This window comes from Caulobacter sp. FW305-C-30-S16 (assembly GCF_058783025.1).
Genome location: NZ_JBYSYH010000005.1, coordinates 57,611 through 73,425 on the forward strand (window position 1 = coordinate 57,611; position 15,815 = coordinate 73,425).

Below are 15,815 nucleotides of genomic sequence, written 5' to 3' on the forward strand. Positions count from 1 at the left end.
CCCTCTACAGCACCCAGCCCCCGTTCACATCGCCGGCGCCGGTGTAGAGGTTCAACTGCGAGGCGGTGAGGTTGCCGTTGATCTCGACGATCAGGTCAGCCTTCTTGTCGCCGTCGACGTCGAGCGACAGGACGCTCCGTCCGCCGACAAACTTCAGGGTGGCCTGTCCGGCGACGCCGCTGAAGTAGCTGGCGAACTTGAAAGCCTGGTCGTTGGCCAGATTGACGTTGGCGTCGATGGCCGAAAGGTCGATCCCCTCGCCGGCGGCAAAGTTTACGTCGAGGATCTGGTCCTTGTCGGCAACCAGCCCGAACCCGGGCCCGGTGCGGCGGATGTCGGCGTTGGTGAACACGAATGTGTCGACGCCCGTCCCGCCGGTAAGGCGGTCCTGTCCCGCGCCGCCGGAGAGGCTGTCGTTGTCGGCCCCGCCGTCGAGGGCGTCGGCGCCGTTTCCGCCCAGCAGGCTGTCGTTGCCCGCCAGACCGTTCAGGATGTCCGCTCCGTCGCCGCCGTTGAGGACGTTCGCGCCGCCATTGCCGGTCAGGGTGTTGGCGAGCGTGTTCCCCGTCCCGTTGAGATCGTCCGACCCTGTCAGGGTCAGGCTTTCGACCTCGGCGGTCAGGCTGTAGCCGATGGAGGCGGATACCGTGTCGGTTCCGGCGCCCCCGCCTTCGGTGACCGTATCGCCGGCGTCGTCGACGACATAGCTGTCGTTGCCCGCCCCGCCGGACATGACGTCCGCGCCGGCGCCGCCGTCGAGCACGTCGCTTCCGGCCCCGCCGTTCAGCGTATCAGCGCCTGCGCCGCCGTTGAGCGTGTCGTTCTGGGTGTCCCCGTTCAGGGTGTCGGCATCGTCGCCGCCGTTGAGGACATCGTCGCCGCCGCCGCCGTTGAGCGTGTCATTGCCCGCCCCGCCGTTCAGGGTGTTGGCGACGCTGTTTCCGGTGATCACGTTGGCCAGGGCGTTGCCCGTGCCGCTGATCGTCCCGCCGTTGCCGAGGTTGAGGTTTTCGATCCCTGCCCCCAGGGTCCAGCTGATCCGGCTGATCACCAGATCGATGCCGTCGCCGCCGGTTTCGTCCGTCGTGTCGCCGGCGTCGTCGATGACATAGGTGTCGTTGCCGAGGCCGCCCAGCAGGGTGTCGGCGCCCAGCCCGCCCTTGAGGTAGTCGTCGCCGTCGCCGCCGTTGATGATGTCGTCGCCGGCGCCGCCGTCGATAAGGTCATTGCCGGCCCCGCCTGACGGCAGGGTGGCGACGAAAATGTCGCCCACGGCGTTGGTGTCGCCGGCGACAATGTTGGTCGCACCGGAGGCATAGGCGATCTTTGAAGCGTCCGCGGCGATATCCGTGGCGCCCACATCAGCGCCGGTCGGTTCGCTCCCGTCGTGGGTAAGGGACAGGCGGGTGATGGCGCCGGTGGTGAGGTTTTTCAGATAGATGTCATCGCGACCATTCGTGTCGCCGGCCACCAGGTTGGTCGCCGAACTGCGGAAGATGATCGAGCCGCCGTCGCTGGTGAACCGCGGGTTCTGCGACGAGCCGTCTGCCAGACCCCCGCCCGCGTCGGTCGAGACCAGCGTCACAACGCCGGTCGCCAGATCCACCACGAAGATGTCCTGCCGCCCGTTGGTGTCGCCGGCCACCAGATTTGACGCGTTGCTCTGGAACGCGACCTTTGTCCCGTCCGCCGAGATCACCGGGTTGACGGACAGGTTGTCGCCGATCGTTCCCCCGACGGACTTGGACACCAGGGTCATGGCGCCGGTGGTCAGGTTCTTTACGAAGATGTCGCTGGTGCCGTTGGTGTCCCCGGCGACCAGCGCGGAACTGAAGCTGGATATGACCGCGAGCGTACCGTCGGCCGAGAGGCCGCCGCCCTGGTTCGGCGTCGTACCGCCGACGTTTCCAAACGCCCCGGCCGCCGAGGTCGAGACCGCCGTGATCGCGCCGGTGACGAGGTCCTTCAGGAACACATCATTGGAGACATTGGAGTCGCCCGAGACCCAGTTGGTGGAGGCGCTCGCGAAGAGCACCTTCGTGCCGTCAGCGGAAAACGAGCCGGCGAAGCTGTTTCCGTTCCCCTGGGCGCTGGAGGAATCGATCGAAACCAGCGTCACGGCCCCGGTCACCAGATCCTTGATGAAGGTGTCGTTCACGCCATTGGCGTCACCGGCAACCAGGTTCGACGCCGAAGACGTGAACATCACCTTCGTGCCGTCGGGAGAGAAGACGGGCGTGCCGCTGTTTCCATTGCCCAGAGACCCGTCCGCGGCCGTGGAGATCAGCGTCACTGCGCCGGTGGCCAGATTGACGACGAAGATGTCGGTGACGCCGTTGGTGTCGCCCGCGACCAGATTGTTCGCCGCGCTCGAAAACACGACCATGGTCGCGTCGGGCGACAGTTTCGGACTCGTCGAGGCGCCATTCCCCTCGGCGCCGCTGCTGTCGGTCGATACGCGGGTCACGGTCAGGGAGCCGCCGCCGCCCCCGCCGCCGGTGTCGCCGGTCAGGGTGTCCGCGCCGTCGCCGCCACTGATGATGTCATCACCGCCGGTTCCCGTGAGGGTGTCGTCGCCCGTTGTGCCTGTGACCGTCGCCATGCCCGCCCCGTAACAAGGTTCGTTAAGACTTTGGTCAGCCCTCTCCCGGGCCGTCAAGCAGCGGCCTGTTCCCGCGCTCACCGACGCTCACCCCGGGTTGAATCCCGCGTCAGAACGGCGATCGGTGCGCGGAATGGGCGCAGGCCGGGCCGCGGCAGGCTGAAGGAGGATGCCAGGATTGCGCTGATCTCCGGCGCTACAGCGCCGCCGCGATCCTCAGCGCCTGGACCGTCTCGCGCACGTCATGCACCCGGACGGCCGCCACGCCGGCCCGGGCGCCCGCCAGCGCGGCAGCCAGCGAGCCTCCCAGGCGGTCGCCCGCGTCCGTCGCCGTCGGGTCCAGCGCGGCGATGAACCGTTTGCGGCTGGCGCCGAGCAACACGGGGAAGCCCAGCGCTACAAAGCGGGGCAGGGCGCGCAGCAGGGCGAGGTTGTGCTCCAGGGTCTTGCCGAAGCCGATGCCGGGGTCGAGCCACAGCCTGTCGCGCGCCACACCGGCGGCCAGGGCGACCTCGACGCGGGCCAGCAGGAAGGCCTCGACCTCGGCGACCACGTCGTCATAGCGGGGCGCGTCCTGCATCGTGCCGGGCTCGCCCAGCATGTGCATCAGCACCACCTCGCAGCCGAGCGCGGCGGCGACATCCGGCGCATCGGGGGCGCCGCGCAGGGCTGTCACGTCGTTCCAGAGCGTCGCCCCGGCCGCCACGGCCGCGCGGGCCACGGCGGGCTTGAAGGTGTCGATGGAGATCGGCGCGGCGCTCTCCGTCCGGATCGCCGTGATCAGGGGGATGACCCGCTCCAGCTCCTCGGCCTGCGGCACCGGCGTGGCGCCGGGCCGCGTGGACTCGCCGCCGATGTCGAGGATGTCGGCCCCCTCGGCGATCAGCCGGCGGGCATGGGCCAGCGCCGCGTCCGGCGCCACAAAGCGTCCACCGTCGGAGAAGCTGTCGGGGGTCGCGTTGACGATCCCCATGACGCGCGCCGTCGGCCCGGCCATGGCCGCCGCTCCCTTCAGGCTACCAGTCGATGAAGACAGCGAAGTCGGCCAGCATGTCGGTCCAGATGGCGAAGTCGTCGTTCAGCCCGGCCATCGTGCGGCCGGCGTCCAGATTGACGTCGAACTCGACATAGGGGTCCATCTCGTCGTCGAGATAGGTCTTCAGATAGCGGTGCTTCTTGTTCCACTCGTTGGCCTTCGCGAGCGTCATGCCGTCGCCGAGGTCAAAGCCGGACGAGAACTGCAGCGCCCGGCAGCGGTCGTTCTTGCAGTCGTAGAACAGCACCGTGAAATTGACCCCGCCCGAAGCGCTGCGGATCATCGGGTCACCGGTCTTGTCCCTGGAGAGCTCGGCCTTGTAGCCCGCACCCTGCAGCCAGGCGGCGACTTCCGGGCCGGTCATGCCGTCTTTGTTGATCAGGTCGCCTGCGGCCGCGCCTGTCCCGCCGGCGAGACTGAGAGTCACCGCGGCGGCGAGCGCCATGATTGTCGATTTCACCTGCAACACCTCTGCACCTCGCCTCGAAACGCGGGGTGGACGCTAGGCCCACTCCCGCGTCTCGCCAAGGGCGGAACGGCGCCGGCTCAGGCCGTCACGCCGCCGGGACGGGGCGACAGCGGCACCGAGGCGCTCGGACCGCTCGGGCGCTTCTGCTCGGGCTCGTCGCGGTTGGGCATCACGCCCTTGAGGACGTTGGTGATTTCCTCGCCGCTGAGGGTCTCGAACTCCAGCAGGGCCTTGGCGACCTTGTGCAGGTCTTCCAGCCGCTCGGTCAGGATCCGGCGAGCCTCGTCGAGGCCCTCCTGCACCAGACGCTTGACCTCGCTGTCGATCAGCCGGGCGGTCTCTTCCGAGACGTTCTGGGTGCGGGCGACCGAATGGCCGAGGAACACCTCTTCCTGGTTGTCGCCATAGGCCACGGTGCCGAGCTTGTCGGAGTAGCCCCACTGGGTGACCATCGCCCGGGCCAGACCCGTGGCGGCCTTGATGTCGCTGCTGGCGCCGGAGGTGATGTTCTCCTTGCCGAAGATCAGCTCCTCGGCGACGCGGCCGGCCATCATGATCGCCAGGCGGCTGGTCATCTGGGCGTATTTCATCGAGTAGCGGTCGCCTTCCGGCAGCTGCATGACCATGCCCAGCGCCCGGCCGCGCGGGACGATCGTCGCCTTGTGCACGGGGTCGGCGCTCGGGACGAGCATCGCCACCAGGGCGTGGCCGCCCTCGTGATAGGCGGTCAGCTTCTTCTCTTCCTCGTTCATCGCCATCGACCGGCGCTCGGCGCCCATCATGACCTTGTCCTTGGCCATCTCGAAGTCGTCGTGGGTGACCATGCGGCGGTTCTTGCGCGCGGCCAGCAGGGCGCCTTCGTTGACCAGGTTGGCGAGGTCCGCGCCGGAGAAGCCGGGGGTGCCGCGCGCCAGGGTGCGGACGTCGACGTCAGCGGCCAGCGGCACGTTGCGCATGTGCACGCGCAGGATCTTCTCGCGGCCGGTGACGTCGGGGTTGGGCACCACGACCTGGCGGTCGAAGCGGCCCGGACGCAGCAGGGCCGGGTCCAGCACGTCGGGACGGTTGGTCGCGGCGATCAGGATGATGCCTTCGTTGGCCTCGAAGCCGTCCATCTCGACCAGCAACTGGTTGAGGGTCTGTTCGCGCTCGTCGTTGCCGCCGCCCACGCCGGCGCCGCGATGGCGGCCGACGGCGTCGATTTCATCGATGAAGATGATGCAGGGCGCGTTCTTTTTGGCCTGTTCGAACATGTCGCGGACGCGGCTGGCGCCGACGCCGACGAACATTTCCACGAAGTCCGAGCCGGAAATGGTGAAGAAGGGCACGCCCGCCTCGCCGGCGATGGCGCGCGCGAGCAGCGTCTTGCCGGTGCCCGGAGGGCCCACCAGCAGCGCGCCTTTGGGGATCTTGCCGCCGAGACGCTGGAACTTGCTGGGATCCTTCAGGAAGTCGACGATCTCGGTCAGGTCGTCCTTGGCCTCCTCGACCCCGGCGACGTCCTCGAAGGTGATCTTGTTCTTGTTCTCGGTCAGCAGCCGGGCCTTGGACTTGCCAAAGCCCATGGCGCCCCGGGCGCCGCCCTGCATCTGGCGCATGAAGAACACCCAGACCGCGATCAGCAGCAGGATCGGGAAGGCCTGGATCAGGATGCTGACCAGCAGGTTCCGTTCGCCCGTCTTGAAGGTGATCTTGACGCCTCGCGCCTCCATCCGCTTGACCAGATCGGCGGAGTCGGTGGGGGCGACCACGGTGTAGGGCTTGCCCTCGGCGCCGGTGACCTCGACGTTCGCGCCGCGGAACACGGCCGATTTGACCGAGCCTGAGTCCACCTGGTTCAAAAGCGTGGAGTAGGCGACCTCGGTCGGCGCCGTCGCGCCGGTCGTCCCACCGGGCCGCACGACCATGCTCCAGACGCCGGCGGCGATAATGACGACGACCGCCCAGATGGCCAGGTTCCGCAGGTTCATTCGCTCAGACTTCCTGTTCTTACCAACCCCCTAGATAGGACGGCCGGGCCGGTTTCGCCACGCGCGCGATTCGTCACGGGGCAGGTTCGCTCTCTACGCGCCCTGTGGCCGCCTCGAAACGGGGCAATGCCAGCGCACGGACGCGCGTTGAAGACCGCTCTGCAAGGATCGGGCAACTCACGACGCCATCGGCGTCAAAAATCAGCGGCAGGGTCGGGCGGGCGGCCGGGGGCAGGGTCTTCAGCCGGCTTTGCTGCGACCGGGGCAGCCGCGAGGCCTCGCCGGCCAGCATCCGCACCTTCAGGCCGGGCCGGCTGGCGACCAGTTCGAACCGGCCGTCCCAGACGACAGCGCGGCCCGGCGGCAGGTCCATCGCCGGCGGCGGGCGGCGCGTGAACTCCCCGGCCTCGCGCATGACGCGGATCTCGGTCCAGTCGACGTCGATCCGCGCCCCGGCCAGGCTGGCGACGAACGGATCGCCGCGCCGCAGGCCGTCAATGATCCGCGACAGGCTCTCCCCGCGCGGCGGCCGGTCGGTGCCCGCGGCGCACAACGCTGCCGCGGCGATCTCGCGGGGCGAGGCGGTGCGAGGCAGCGTCAGTCCTCCCCACGATGTGGGGAGGGGGACCATGCGGAGCATGGTGGAGGGGTCGGCGGCGGTCTGTCCCGAGAGACCGGAATTCAGGAGGGGGCCGCTGGCGTTCGCGCCGCCCCCTCCACCGCTCTCCGAGCGGTCCCCCTCCCCTCTGCGAGGGGAGGATTGCAGATGCCGCGCGCGCGCCCTTGCAAACCGGACATCCTCATTCGCCGGGTCGTCGATCCAGGTCTCGCCGGCGCCCTGCAGAAAGTCCCGCAGCGCAGCGCGCGAAACGCCGAGCAGCGGCCGCAGGATGAACACGTCCCGTCCCTCGGGCCAGGCCGGGGAGGGCGCCCACTCCCGCGCATCCGGCACGGTCGAGCCGTCGGCGCGCATGGCGGCGGACTCGGTCAGGTCGTCGGCCGTATGGCCCATCAGCAGGACCTTCGCGCCGGCCTCGCGCGCCGCATCCGCCAGCAGGGCGTGGCGCGCGGCGCGGGCGGCGGCGGGCAGGCCGGTCGCGGGCTTCTCGCCGGTCCAGGCCAGGGCCTGGAAGGCGACGCCGAGCCGCTCGGCGGCCTCGCCGCAGAAGGCGGTCCAGTCGGCGCTGTCGGGGTTGAGGCCGTGATCAACCGTCAGGGCGATGACCGGCCGGCCGCGCGCCCTGGCCCAGGCCTTCACCATCAGCAGCAAGGCCAGCGAATCCCCGCCGCCCGACAACGCCACGGCCAGCGGCGCCGGCGAGGCGGGGCGCAGGCGGCGGTCGAGAACGGTGAAGACTGACGGAAGGGTCACGCCTCACCCTAGGCGATTGATCAGAGCTGTCCCATCGCCGGCGTCAGCCAGGGTCAGGTCAGGCGGCGCATTTCGCCTGACCGCGGACCGCCTGGGCGCGGGTCATGACCGTGGCGGGCGCCTTGGGATATTTGCGCGCCAGTTCATCAAGGGTCTGGCAGGCGTCGGCGGGCTTCTTCAGCGCCACCAGCGCCCGCGCCAGTTCCAGCGTGGCGTCGGGCGCCCAGCTGGTCTTCGGCCAGCCGCGGATTGCGCCGATGAAGGCACCGGCGGCGTCGGCGTTGGCGCCGCGCACCGACAGGGTCTTGCCCAGCCAGTAGCGGGCCTCGGGGCCCTTCTCGGTGTCGCCGTAGCGTTTCACGAACGCCTGGAAGGCCGTCTCGGCGGAATCGTAGTCGCCATCGAGCATGAACTTGCGCGCCCGGGCGAAGTCGCCGTCCGGATCGCCCGCGGCCTCCTGGGCGTCGTCTTCTTCCGACGCGACCGGCTGCTGACTGGCCACGGAGGCCTCGATCTGGGTGGCCCGCCCCTCGAGCGCGGCCAGGCGGTCGCCGAGGCTGCGATTGGCTGCATCGGACGCGGCCAGCGCCTTGCGCGCCTGCTGCAGTTCGTAGGTCAGGGTCTCGTTGGCCCCGTTCAGCCGGGTCAGGGTCTCCTCGAGATCCGAAACCCGGTCGGTCAGGGCCTGGATCTGGGAGTCCGTCTCGGCCGGCATGACCACGACCGGCTTGCCGCTGTCCCGGCCCTGGAAGACGATCGAGCGCAGCTCGCGGACGACCTTTTCCATCTTTTCGAGCCGCTTCACGGAGCGGTCGTCGAGCGGATCAGGCATCGGCGTCTGGGACCAGGCGGTCGCGGCCGCGAGCATAAGCGTCAGGGCGGAAGCGGCGGCGAGAAGGGTGTGTCGCGTCATGGCTCGATCGTGCGTCTGTTGCGGCGTCGAAATTACGGCGGGGGCCTTACAGGGGCCTTAAACGCAAGAAGGGGACCGCGGATCGCGGCCCCCTCCCGGCTTTACGCTGATCGGGGCTGCGTTACCGCGCGCCCTCGATGATGACCGTGTGGCCGTTGCGGTTACGCGCCCAGGCGTCTTCGTTGGAGCCCGGATCGACCGGCCGTTCCTTGCCCCACGACAGGGTGGTGATGCGGCTGGAGGCCACGCCGCGGCTGGCGAGGTAGTCGCGCACCGCGTTGGCGCGGCGGGCGCCGAGCGCCAGGTTGTACTCGCGGGTGCCGCGTTCGTCGCAGTTGCCTTCGATCCGCACCTTCACGTTCGGATACTGGCGCAGCCAGGCGGCCTGGGCGTCGAGCACCGGCATGGCGTCGGAGCGGACGTCATAGCTGTCGAGGTCGAAATAGACGAAGTCGCCGACGTTGATGACGAAGTCCTGCACCGATCCGGGGATCGGGCGGGTGTCGATCGGACCGGACGGTCCGGGGCCGCGCGGGCCGGCCGGGCCGGGGCCCGAGGGTCCGGGACCAGGTCCAGGGCCGGGGGCGGGCTTCGTGGCGCAAGCGGCCATCGAAGCGGTCGCGGCGACGATCAGCGCCAGTCTAACGGCGTGTTTGGCGTCGAAGCTCATGTGGCGTCCTCCTTAGGAGACGGATTGTTGCGCCAATAGTGACGCCAGATTGCGGACCAACGCGACTGAAAACTCTGACTGGACCTCACAATGGCGCCAGTCTGCGACTCAACAACAACAATCACCACTCAGTTGAGCAAGGGTGACCATGCGGGGTCCGAGCCGGACCCCTGGTACGGCGCCGGGCGCAGGATCCGGCCGGTGATGTCCACCGTCCACAAACGCGGCGCCCCGCCGGGGGTTTCCCGGAAGAACATCAGCACCCGGCCATTCGGCGCCCAGGTGGGGCCTTCATCGAGATAGCTGGAGGTCAGGATCCGCTCGTCGGAGCCGTCCGGGCGCATCACGCCGATGTGGAACTGGCCGCCGGCCTGTTTGGTGAAGGCGATGAAGTCGCCGTTCGGGCTCCAGACCGGGGTCATGTAGCGGCCCGAGCCGTAGGAGATGCGCCGCGCGCCGCCGCCGTTGGCGTCCATCACGTAAAGCTGCGGGCTGCCGCCGCGGTCGGAGTTGAACACGATCCGCCCGCCGTCCGGCGCGAAGCTCGGCGAGGTGTCGATGCCGGGGTCGGAGGTCAGCTTCACCTGCGACCGGGTCGCCAGATTCATCAGCCAGATGTCGCTGTTGCCGCCGCGCTCGACCGAGAAGGCGACCTTGTTGCCGTCGGGCGAAAAGCGCGGGGCGAAGACCATGCCCGGGAAGCGGCCCAGCGTCTCGGAGCGGGCCGTCTCGATGTTGAACAGATAGATGCTGGAGCCGGTCGGCCGCAGCGCCATGTAGGTGATTTCCTGGCTCGTCGGCGAGAAGCGCGGGGTCATCACCACGTAGCTGCCGTCGGTCAGGCTGGAGGGGTTGGCCCCGTCCTGGTCCATGATCATCAGCCGCTTGACGCGATTGCCGCGCGGGCCGCTCTCGGCGACGAACACCACGCGGGTGTCGAAATAGCCCTTCTCGCCGGTCAGTCGCTCATAGATCAGGTCGCTGATCTTGTGCGCCACCCGCCGCCAGTTCTCCGGCGTCGAGGTGAAGGTCTGGCCGGTCAACTGCTCGCCGGTGAACACGTCCCACAGGCGGAAATCGACGCGCAGCTTGCCGTCGGCCTCGACGGTGATCGCGCCGTTGACCAGCGTCTGGGCGTTGATCGCTTTCCAGCCGGCGAAGTCGGGCTGAATGCCGATGTCGAGATTGCGCTCGGGGAAGGCCGCGCCGTCGATCGGGGCGAACAGGCCGGAGCGTTCCAGGTTGCCGGTGATGACCTGGGCCATTTCCGCGCCGCGGCCCACGCCGGTGAATCCGGGTACGGCGATGGGCATCGGCCGCACGTCGCCCTGGTTGACGTCGATCTCGATATCCGCCCGCGCGAGGCCGGGCAGGGCCGCGGTCGCCACGAACAGGGCGAAGAGGGCGGCGAAGACAGCTTTGAGGGTCATCGAGGCTCTCCGGTCAGCGGCTTGCGCAGACCTGGTTGGCGTTGAAGTTGACGGTGATCTTCTCACCGAAGAGTTCCGGCGGGAAATTAGGGAAGGGTTCTGTCATTCGTATGGCGCGAATGGCGGCGTCCGATCCGGCCCGTGTCAGCGATCCCACGGGCGCGCCGGAGCCGGACGAGGTCGGGTCTGCCAGCAGGCGGCCGTTCGACGAGACGATGAAGCTGACCTTGATGTTCACGTCGGCGCCGCCCTCGACCAGGCAGTTGGGCGTCCAGCGGCGGCCCAGGTCGCTGCCCAGCGTCAGCAGGTAGCCCTTGGCGCCGGCCGATGGCCCCGCGCTCGTACCGACGGCCAGCGTGCGGTCCTTCTTGCCGGTTCCGCCGCCGCCGCCGGGCTGGGTCCGCGGCGGGCGTCTGGAGCCCTGCACGTCGGCCAGCAGGCGGTCGAAGTCGAGATCGGCCTTCGGCTTCTTCGACGGCGTCGGGGCCGGCTTGGGCGGCGTCTTCGTCGGCGGCGTCGGCTTGGGATCGGGCAGGGGCGGCGCGACCGGCTCAGGCTCGGGCAGCGGCTCCGGCAGGATCTCGCCCGCGGACACCTCCTCGGTATCGCCCTGTTCGGCGTCGCGGGCCTGCGGCGGGCCTTCGCTGACGATGGTGATCGGCACCCCGCCGCCCATCGATTCCGGCTTCTTGAAATACATCCCGAGGATCAGCACCAGCACCGCGGCGCCGACATGCAGCACCAGCGACGCGAGGAGCGCCGGCGACAGGTTGGTGCTGGTGTTGCGCCGGGCCATCCGCGATCAGGTCCGGCCTGGGGAGGAGGGGCTCCGCATCATTTCGCCGGAGGCTCTGACGGGGCGGCGGCGGTCGCGCCCGAACTCGGACCGCCGGTGTCGGTGATCAGGTTGATCTTGCTGAACCCGCCGGTCGACAGTGCCGCCATCACCCGGGCGACCACCTCGTAGGAGGCCTTGCCGTCCGCGCGGACATAGATCGGCTTGTCATAGCCGCCGCTGGCCATCGCCGCGAGGCGCGGCTTGAGGGCGCTGAACGGGATCGGGGTTTCTCCCACAAACAGCGCGCCGTCCGCCTTGATGGTCAGGGTGATCGGCTCGGACTGGTCCTGCATCGCGCCGGCCTCGGTCTTGGGCAGCTCGATGGACACCCCGCTGGTCAGCAGCGGGGCGCTGATCATGAAGATGATCAGCAGCACCAGCATCACGTCCACGAGGGGCGTGACGTTGATCTCGCTCAGAGCGCCGCGCCGGCCGCGTCCCCTGCGGGAGCGGCGCTTGCCGACGGCGCCGAAGGCGTCGTTCGCGGACAGGGCCATGGCTCAGATCTTCTCCGCCAGGCGACGCTGGATGGCGGTCGACAGGTCGTCGGCGAAGCTCTCCAGCCGGGCGGCGAACTTGCCCGCGTCGGTCGAGAACTTGTTGTAGGCGATGTAGGCCGGGATCGCGGCGGCGAGGCCGATGGCGGTGGCGAACAGCGCCTCGGCGATGGCCGGCGCCACGACGGCGAGGGAGGTGTTCTTCTCGATCGCGATGGCCTGGAAGGCGTGCATGATGCCCCAGACGGTGCCGAACAGGCCGACGAAGGGCGAGGCCGTGGCGACGATGGCCAGGCTGCCCAGGCCGTCTTCGACCTTCTGGCTCTCGCGGGCGATGTTGCTGTCCAGCACCCGGTCGATCCGCTGGATCAGCAGGGCGGTCTGGGTGTCGCCGATGGCGCCCCGGCTGCGGGCTTCCTTCCACTCGCGCAGGGCGGCGTTCAGCAGTTTGGGCAGGGGATGCTTGGAACCGGCGGCCTCCTGGCCGACCTCTTCCAGCGGGCGTCCGCCGCCGACCTTGTCTTCAAACCGGTTGGCCTCGGCGTTCAGGGCGCCAAAACGGAACAGCTTGTCGATGATCACGGCCCATGACCACAACGAGGCGAGGGCCAGCCCGATCATCACCAGCTTCACCACCCAGTCGGCGTTCGACCAAAGGGTGATAATGGAAAACGTGTCGGCAGAGATCGTCTGGGCGTCCATACGGTCGCATCCCCCGAAGGCTTGTCTGGCCGCAATCCACCGCGCGGCTTTGGTAAAACTATGGCGCAGGCCTTAACGGGCCTTAACCCTCATCCTTGCAAAACCAGGGCCGCAGCGCATCCACAAGTCCCGCGGGCGGCTTGCGCGGCTTTCCGTCGAGACTGATGCAGGCGGCCGACACCTGGGCGAGCGCGATGAGCGCCTCGCCGCGGACGATGCGCTGGGCGATCTGCAGGCGCGCGCCCTTCGCATGATCGTAGGTCGTGATCACCTGCAGCGCGTCGTCGATCTTCGCCGGACGTTTGAAGTCGATCTCCATCCGCGTGACCACGAACGCCGCCGGATCGTGCCGCTCCAGCAGGTCGGTGTGCGACACCCCGGCCAGCCGCAGGAAGTCGCTCCGTCCGCGCTCGAAATAGCGCACGTAGTTGGCGTGATAGACGACGCCGGTGAAGTCGGTGTCCTCGTAGTAGACCCGCACCGGCAGGATATGCTCCCGGCCTTCAAAGCGGCCTGCGGTCGGGGAGTCGGGCGTCGGGGTGGCGGAGGTCACGCTGCGTCCTTCGACACGCGCCTTTCAGGCGCTGCTCAGGATGACGTTGGTAGTGGATTGAAGGCGCGGCGTCATCCCGCCGCTCCCCCTCCGGAACCGGCGCCGCTGCGAACGGTTGGGTCTGTGACCGGAGAAATGTCCATGACTGCGTCGCCAGCCCCAGAATCCCCCAAAGTGATCCTGATCGTCGAGGATCAACTGCTCATCGCCATGTCGGTGCAGGGGGCGTTGGAGGACCACGGCTACCGGGTGCTGGAACTGGCGGTGCGCCACCAGCAGGCGCTCGACCTGGTGCGGGAGACCCGCCCTGACATGGCCCTGGTGAACATCGATCTGGCCGGTGACGACGACGGGGCGGCCCTGGCGTGGGATCTCAAGGCCATGGGCATTCCGGTGATCTTCATCAGCGGACAGGTCGCGGCCGTCCATGAGGCGCGCGACGCCGCCCTCGGCGCAATGTGCAAACCCTATGACGCGGCCGATATGGTTCGGGCGGTGGACTACATGTTCCGCCATCTGGCCGGCGACGAGTCGCGGCCGCCGCCGCTCAAACTGGACCTGTTCGACCGCGACCCGCTGGCGCCGGCGGCCTGAAGCGCGGTCAGCCCTCGTCGAACAGGCCCGGCGCGGCCTTCGGCGCCGGCGGCTCCTTCAGCCCCAGATGCAGATACGCCTTCCCGCAGGCGACCCGTCCGCGGGGCGTGCGCTGGATGAAGCCCTGCTGCAGCAGGAAGGGCTCGATCACGTCTTCGACCGCGTCCCGCGCCTCGGCGATGGCGTAGGCGAGGGTCTCCACCCCGGCCGGGCCGCCGCCGTAGTTCTCGATCAGGGCGCGCATGTAGCGGCGGTCGAGGCTGTCGAGGCCCGCCTCGTCCACCTCCAGCCGCGCCAGCGCCCGGGCCGCGTGGCCCTTGTCGATCAGGGCTGCGCCGTCGGCGGCGGCAAAGTCGCGGACGCGGCGCAGAAGCCGGCCGGCGACCCGCGGCGTGCCCCGCGCCCGGGCGGCGATCTCGCCGGCGCCGTCCTCGCTGAGCGGCGCGCCCATCTTGCGGGCCGCGCCCAGCAGCACCCGTTGCAGCTCGGCGGGCGTGTAGAACTCCAGCCGCAGCGGGATGCCGAACCGGTCGCGCAGGGGCGTGGCCAGCAAGCCGGCCCGGGTCGTCGCCGCGACCAGGGTGAAGGGCGCCAGATCGATGCGGATCGACCGCGCCGACGGCCCTTCGCCGATGATCAGGTCGAGGACGTGGTCCTCCATCGCTGGATAGAGGATCTCCTCCACATTGGCCGGCAGCCGATGGATCTCGTCGATGAACAGCACATCGCGCGGTTCGAGATTGGTCAGGATGGCGGCCAGGTCCCCGGCCTTGGCCAGCACCGGCCCGCTGGTGGCGCGGAAGCCGACGCCCAGTTCGCGGGCGACGATCTGAGCCAGGGTGGTCTTGCCCAGTCCCGGCGGACCGAACAGCAGCACATGGTCCAGCGCCTCGTTACGGTCCCGCGCCGCGTCGATGAACACCTTCAGGTTGGCCTTGGTCTGCTCCTGCCCGACGAACTCGGCGAGCGTCTGCGGGCGCAGGGCCTTGTCCGTGGCCTCGAACGGGGCGGCCTCGGCCGAGATGATCCGCTCGTCGGTCACCGTCCGATCTCCCGCAGCGCGGCCTTCACCAGCGCGCCGACGTCCGCCTCATCCCCGAGCTGGCCCACGGCATGCTCGACCGCGCGCCGCCCGACCGGCTCGGCGATGCCCAGCCCCATCAGCGCCGCCACGGCCTCGCCGCTCGCGCTGGCCTTGTGGACCTTCGGCGGTTCCGCCCCGCTAGCGGGGCCGCTGCTGACCAGTCCGTCGCCGAGCGGCTTGCCCTTCAGCTCCAGCACGATGCGCTGGGCCAGCTTGGGGCCGACGCCGTTGGCGCGGGCGACCAGCGCCTGGTCGCCGCGCTGCACCGCACCGGCCAGTTCGGCCGGCGGCAGCACGTCCAGCACCGCCATCGCCGCCTTGGGCCCGACGCCTTGGATCGCCTGCAGAAGCACGAACACGCTGCGCTCCTCACGGGTGGAGAAGCCATAGAGGCGCGGCCCCTGGGCCTCGCTCCACTGGTGTTCGACATGCACCACGGTCTCGTCGCCGACGGCCGGCAGCCGGCCGAGCGTTCTTGACCCGCAGCGCACGACATAGCCGACCCCGCCGACGTCGATCAGCGCCTCTTCCTCGCCGATCTCGGCGACGATCCCGCGCAGCCGGCCGATCATGCGGCCGCTCCGAGCCTGCGGGCGCGGCGATTGTGGGCGTGGGTGATGGCCACGGCCAGGGCGTCGGCGGCGTCCTGCGTCGGGCCGCCGGCGGTCGGCAACAGCCGGGCGATCATGAAGGCGACCTGGGTCTTGTCCGCAGCGCCGGTGCCGACGACGCACTTCTTGACCTCGCGGGCGGCGTATTCGGCGACCGCCAGGCCCGCCTTCGCCGGCGCGATCATCGCGGCCGCGCGGGCCTGTCCCAGCTTCAGCGTCGACTGCGGGTTGCTGTTGACGAAGGTTTCCTCGACGGCGGCCTCGTGGGGCGCGTGCGCGTCGATCACCGCCCCGATGCCGTCGAACAGGCTCAGAAGCCGCTCGGCCAGCGGGGCCTTGTCATCGGAGGTGATGACCCCGTGTGCGACCCAGGTCAGGCGCGAACCCTCAACCGCGATCACGCCCCAGCCGGTGCGCCGCAGGCCTGGATCGAGCCCGAGAATCCGAATCGCGTTCATCATGTGTTCTACCAAT

16 protein-coding genes are annotated in these 15,815 nt (G+C 69.4%); 1 reads left to right on the forward strand and 15 read right to left on the reverse strand.

Annotation, left to right across the window (positions count from 1 at the left end):
- Window positions 1-4: 4 nt before the first annotated feature.
- From AC3WJT_RS16645 to ybgC, 12 genes are all read right to left on the reverse strand, one after another.
- The gene (locus tag AC3WJT_RS16645; RefSeq protein WP_492344253.1) at window positions 5-2,602 is read right to left on the reverse strand and encodes a beta strand repeat-containing protein; all 2,598 of its coding nucleotides are present in this window, start codon (window positions 2,600-2,602) and stop codon (window positions 5-7) included.
- 196 nt (window positions 2,603-2,798) lie between these two features.
- The gene (folP, locus tag AC3WJT_RS16650; protein WP_492344254.1) at window positions 2,799-3,599 is read right to left on the reverse strand and encodes a dihydropteroate synthase; all 801 of its coding nucleotides are present in this window, start codon (window positions 3,597-3,599) and stop codon (window positions 2,799-2,801) included.
- Between the two features lie 19 nt (window positions 3,600-3,618).
- Window positions 3,619-4,083: a YbjN domain-containing protein gene (locus AC3WJT_RS16655; RefSeq protein WP_492344255.1), complete on the reverse strand. Its 465-nt coding sequence runs from the start codon at window positions 4,081-4,083 to the stop codon at window positions 3,619-3,621.
- 101 nt (window positions 4,084-4,184) lie between these two features.
- A complete protein-coding gene (gene ftsH, locus AC3WJT_RS16660) occupies window positions 4,185-6,077 on the reverse strand; it encodes an ATP-dependent zinc metalloprotease FtsH (protein WP_492344256.1) in 1,893 nt (630 codons plus the stop codon).
- Window positions 6,078-6,150: 73 nt separating this feature from the next.
- Window positions 6,151-7,449 (reverse strand): tRNA lysidine(34) synthetase TilS, encoded by a 1,299-nt coding sequence (gene tilS / locus AC3WJT_RS16665; protein WP_492344257.1) that lies wholly within the window; start codon window positions 7,447-7,449, stop codon window positions 6,151-6,153.
- A 58-nt stretch (window positions 7,450-7,507) separates the two neighbouring features.
- The gene (ybgF, locus tag AC3WJT_RS16670; protein WP_492344258.1) at window positions 7,508-8,362 is read right to left on the reverse strand and encodes a tol-pal system protein YbgF; all 855 of its coding nucleotides are present in this window, start codon (window positions 8,360-8,362) and stop codon (window positions 7,508-7,510) included.
- Window positions 8,363-8,483: 121 nt separating this feature from the next.
- Window positions 8,484-9,032, reverse strand: a complete 549-nt coding sequence (pal, locus tag AC3WJT_RS16675) for a peptidoglycan-associated lipoprotein Pal (protein WP_492344259.1) — start codon at window positions 9,030-9,032, stop codon at window positions 8,484-8,486.
- Between the two features lie 128 nt (window positions 9,033-9,160).
- Window positions 9,161-10,462 (reverse strand): Tol-Pal system beta propeller repeat protein TolB, encoded by a 1,302-nt coding sequence (tolB, locus tag AC3WJT_RS16680; protein ID WP_492344260.1) that lies wholly within the window; start codon window positions 10,460-10,462, stop codon window positions 9,161-9,163.
- 13 nt (window positions 10,463-10,475) lie between these two features.
- A complete protein-coding gene (locus tag AC3WJT_RS16685) occupies window positions 10,476-11,258 on the reverse strand; it encodes a hypothetical protein (RefSeq protein ID WP_492344261.1) in 783 nt (260 codons plus the stop codon).
- A gap of 38 nt (window positions 11,259-11,296) precedes the next feature.
- Window positions 11,297-11,797 carry an ExbD/TolR family protein gene (locus tag AC3WJT_RS16690; protein ID WP_492344262.1) on the reverse strand — a complete coding sequence of 167 codons (501 nt, stop codon included), beginning with the start codon at window positions 11,795-11,797 and terminating at the stop codon, window positions 11,297-11,299.
- A gap of 3 nt (window positions 11,798-11,800) precedes the next feature.
- Window positions 11,801-12,499 (reverse strand): protein TolQ, encoded by a 699-nt coding sequence (tolQ, locus tag AC3WJT_RS16695; RefSeq protein ID WP_492344263.1) that lies wholly within the window; start codon window positions 12,497-12,499, stop codon window positions 11,801-11,803.
- Window positions 12,500-12,581: 82 nt separating this feature from the next.
- Window positions 12,582-13,052, reverse strand: a complete 471-nt coding sequence (gene ybgC, locus AC3WJT_RS16700; RefSeq protein ID WP_492344264.1) for a tol-pal system-associated acyl-CoA thioesterase — start codon at window positions 13,050-13,052, stop codon at window positions 12,582-12,584.
- A 174-nt stretch (window positions 13,053-13,226) separates the two neighbouring features.
- Between ybgC and AC3WJT_RS16705 the strand changes: the two genes are divergently transcribed.
- Window positions 13,227-13,646, forward strand: a complete 420-nt coding sequence (locus AC3WJT_RS16705) for a response regulator (RefSeq protein ID WP_492344265.1) — start codon at window positions 13,227-13,229, stop codon at window positions 13,644-13,646.
- Window positions 13,647-13,653: 7 nt separating this feature from the next.
- Here AC3WJT_RS16705 and ruvB read toward each other — a convergent pair whose 3' ends face one another.
- Genes ruvB through ruvC form a run of 3 tightly spaced genes read right to left on the reverse strand, consistent with a single transcriptional unit; the run spans window position 13,654 to window position 15,802 of the window.
- On the reverse strand, window positions 13,654-14,688 hold the full coding sequence (ruvB, locus tag AC3WJT_RS16710; RefSeq protein WP_492344266.1) for a Holliday junction branch migration DNA helicase RuvB: 1,035 nt from the start codon (window positions 14,686-14,688) through the stop codon (window positions 13,654-13,656).
- Window positions 14,685-15,302: a Holliday junction branch migration protein RuvA gene (gene ruvA / locus AC3WJT_RS16715; protein WP_492344267.1), complete on the reverse strand. Its 618-nt coding sequence runs from the start codon at window positions 15,300-15,302 to the stop codon at window positions 14,685-14,687. The genes ruvB and ruvA overlap by 4 nt, the downstream gene beginning before the upstream one ends.
- Window positions 15,299-15,802: a crossover junction endodeoxyribonuclease RuvC gene (ruvC, locus tag AC3WJT_RS16720; RefSeq protein WP_492344268.1), complete on the reverse strand. Its 504-nt coding sequence runs from the start codon at window positions 15,800-15,802 to the stop codon at window positions 15,299-15,301. The genes ruvA and ruvC overlap by 4 nt, the downstream gene beginning before the upstream one ends.
- Window positions 15,803-15,815 lie beyond the last annotated feature (13 nt).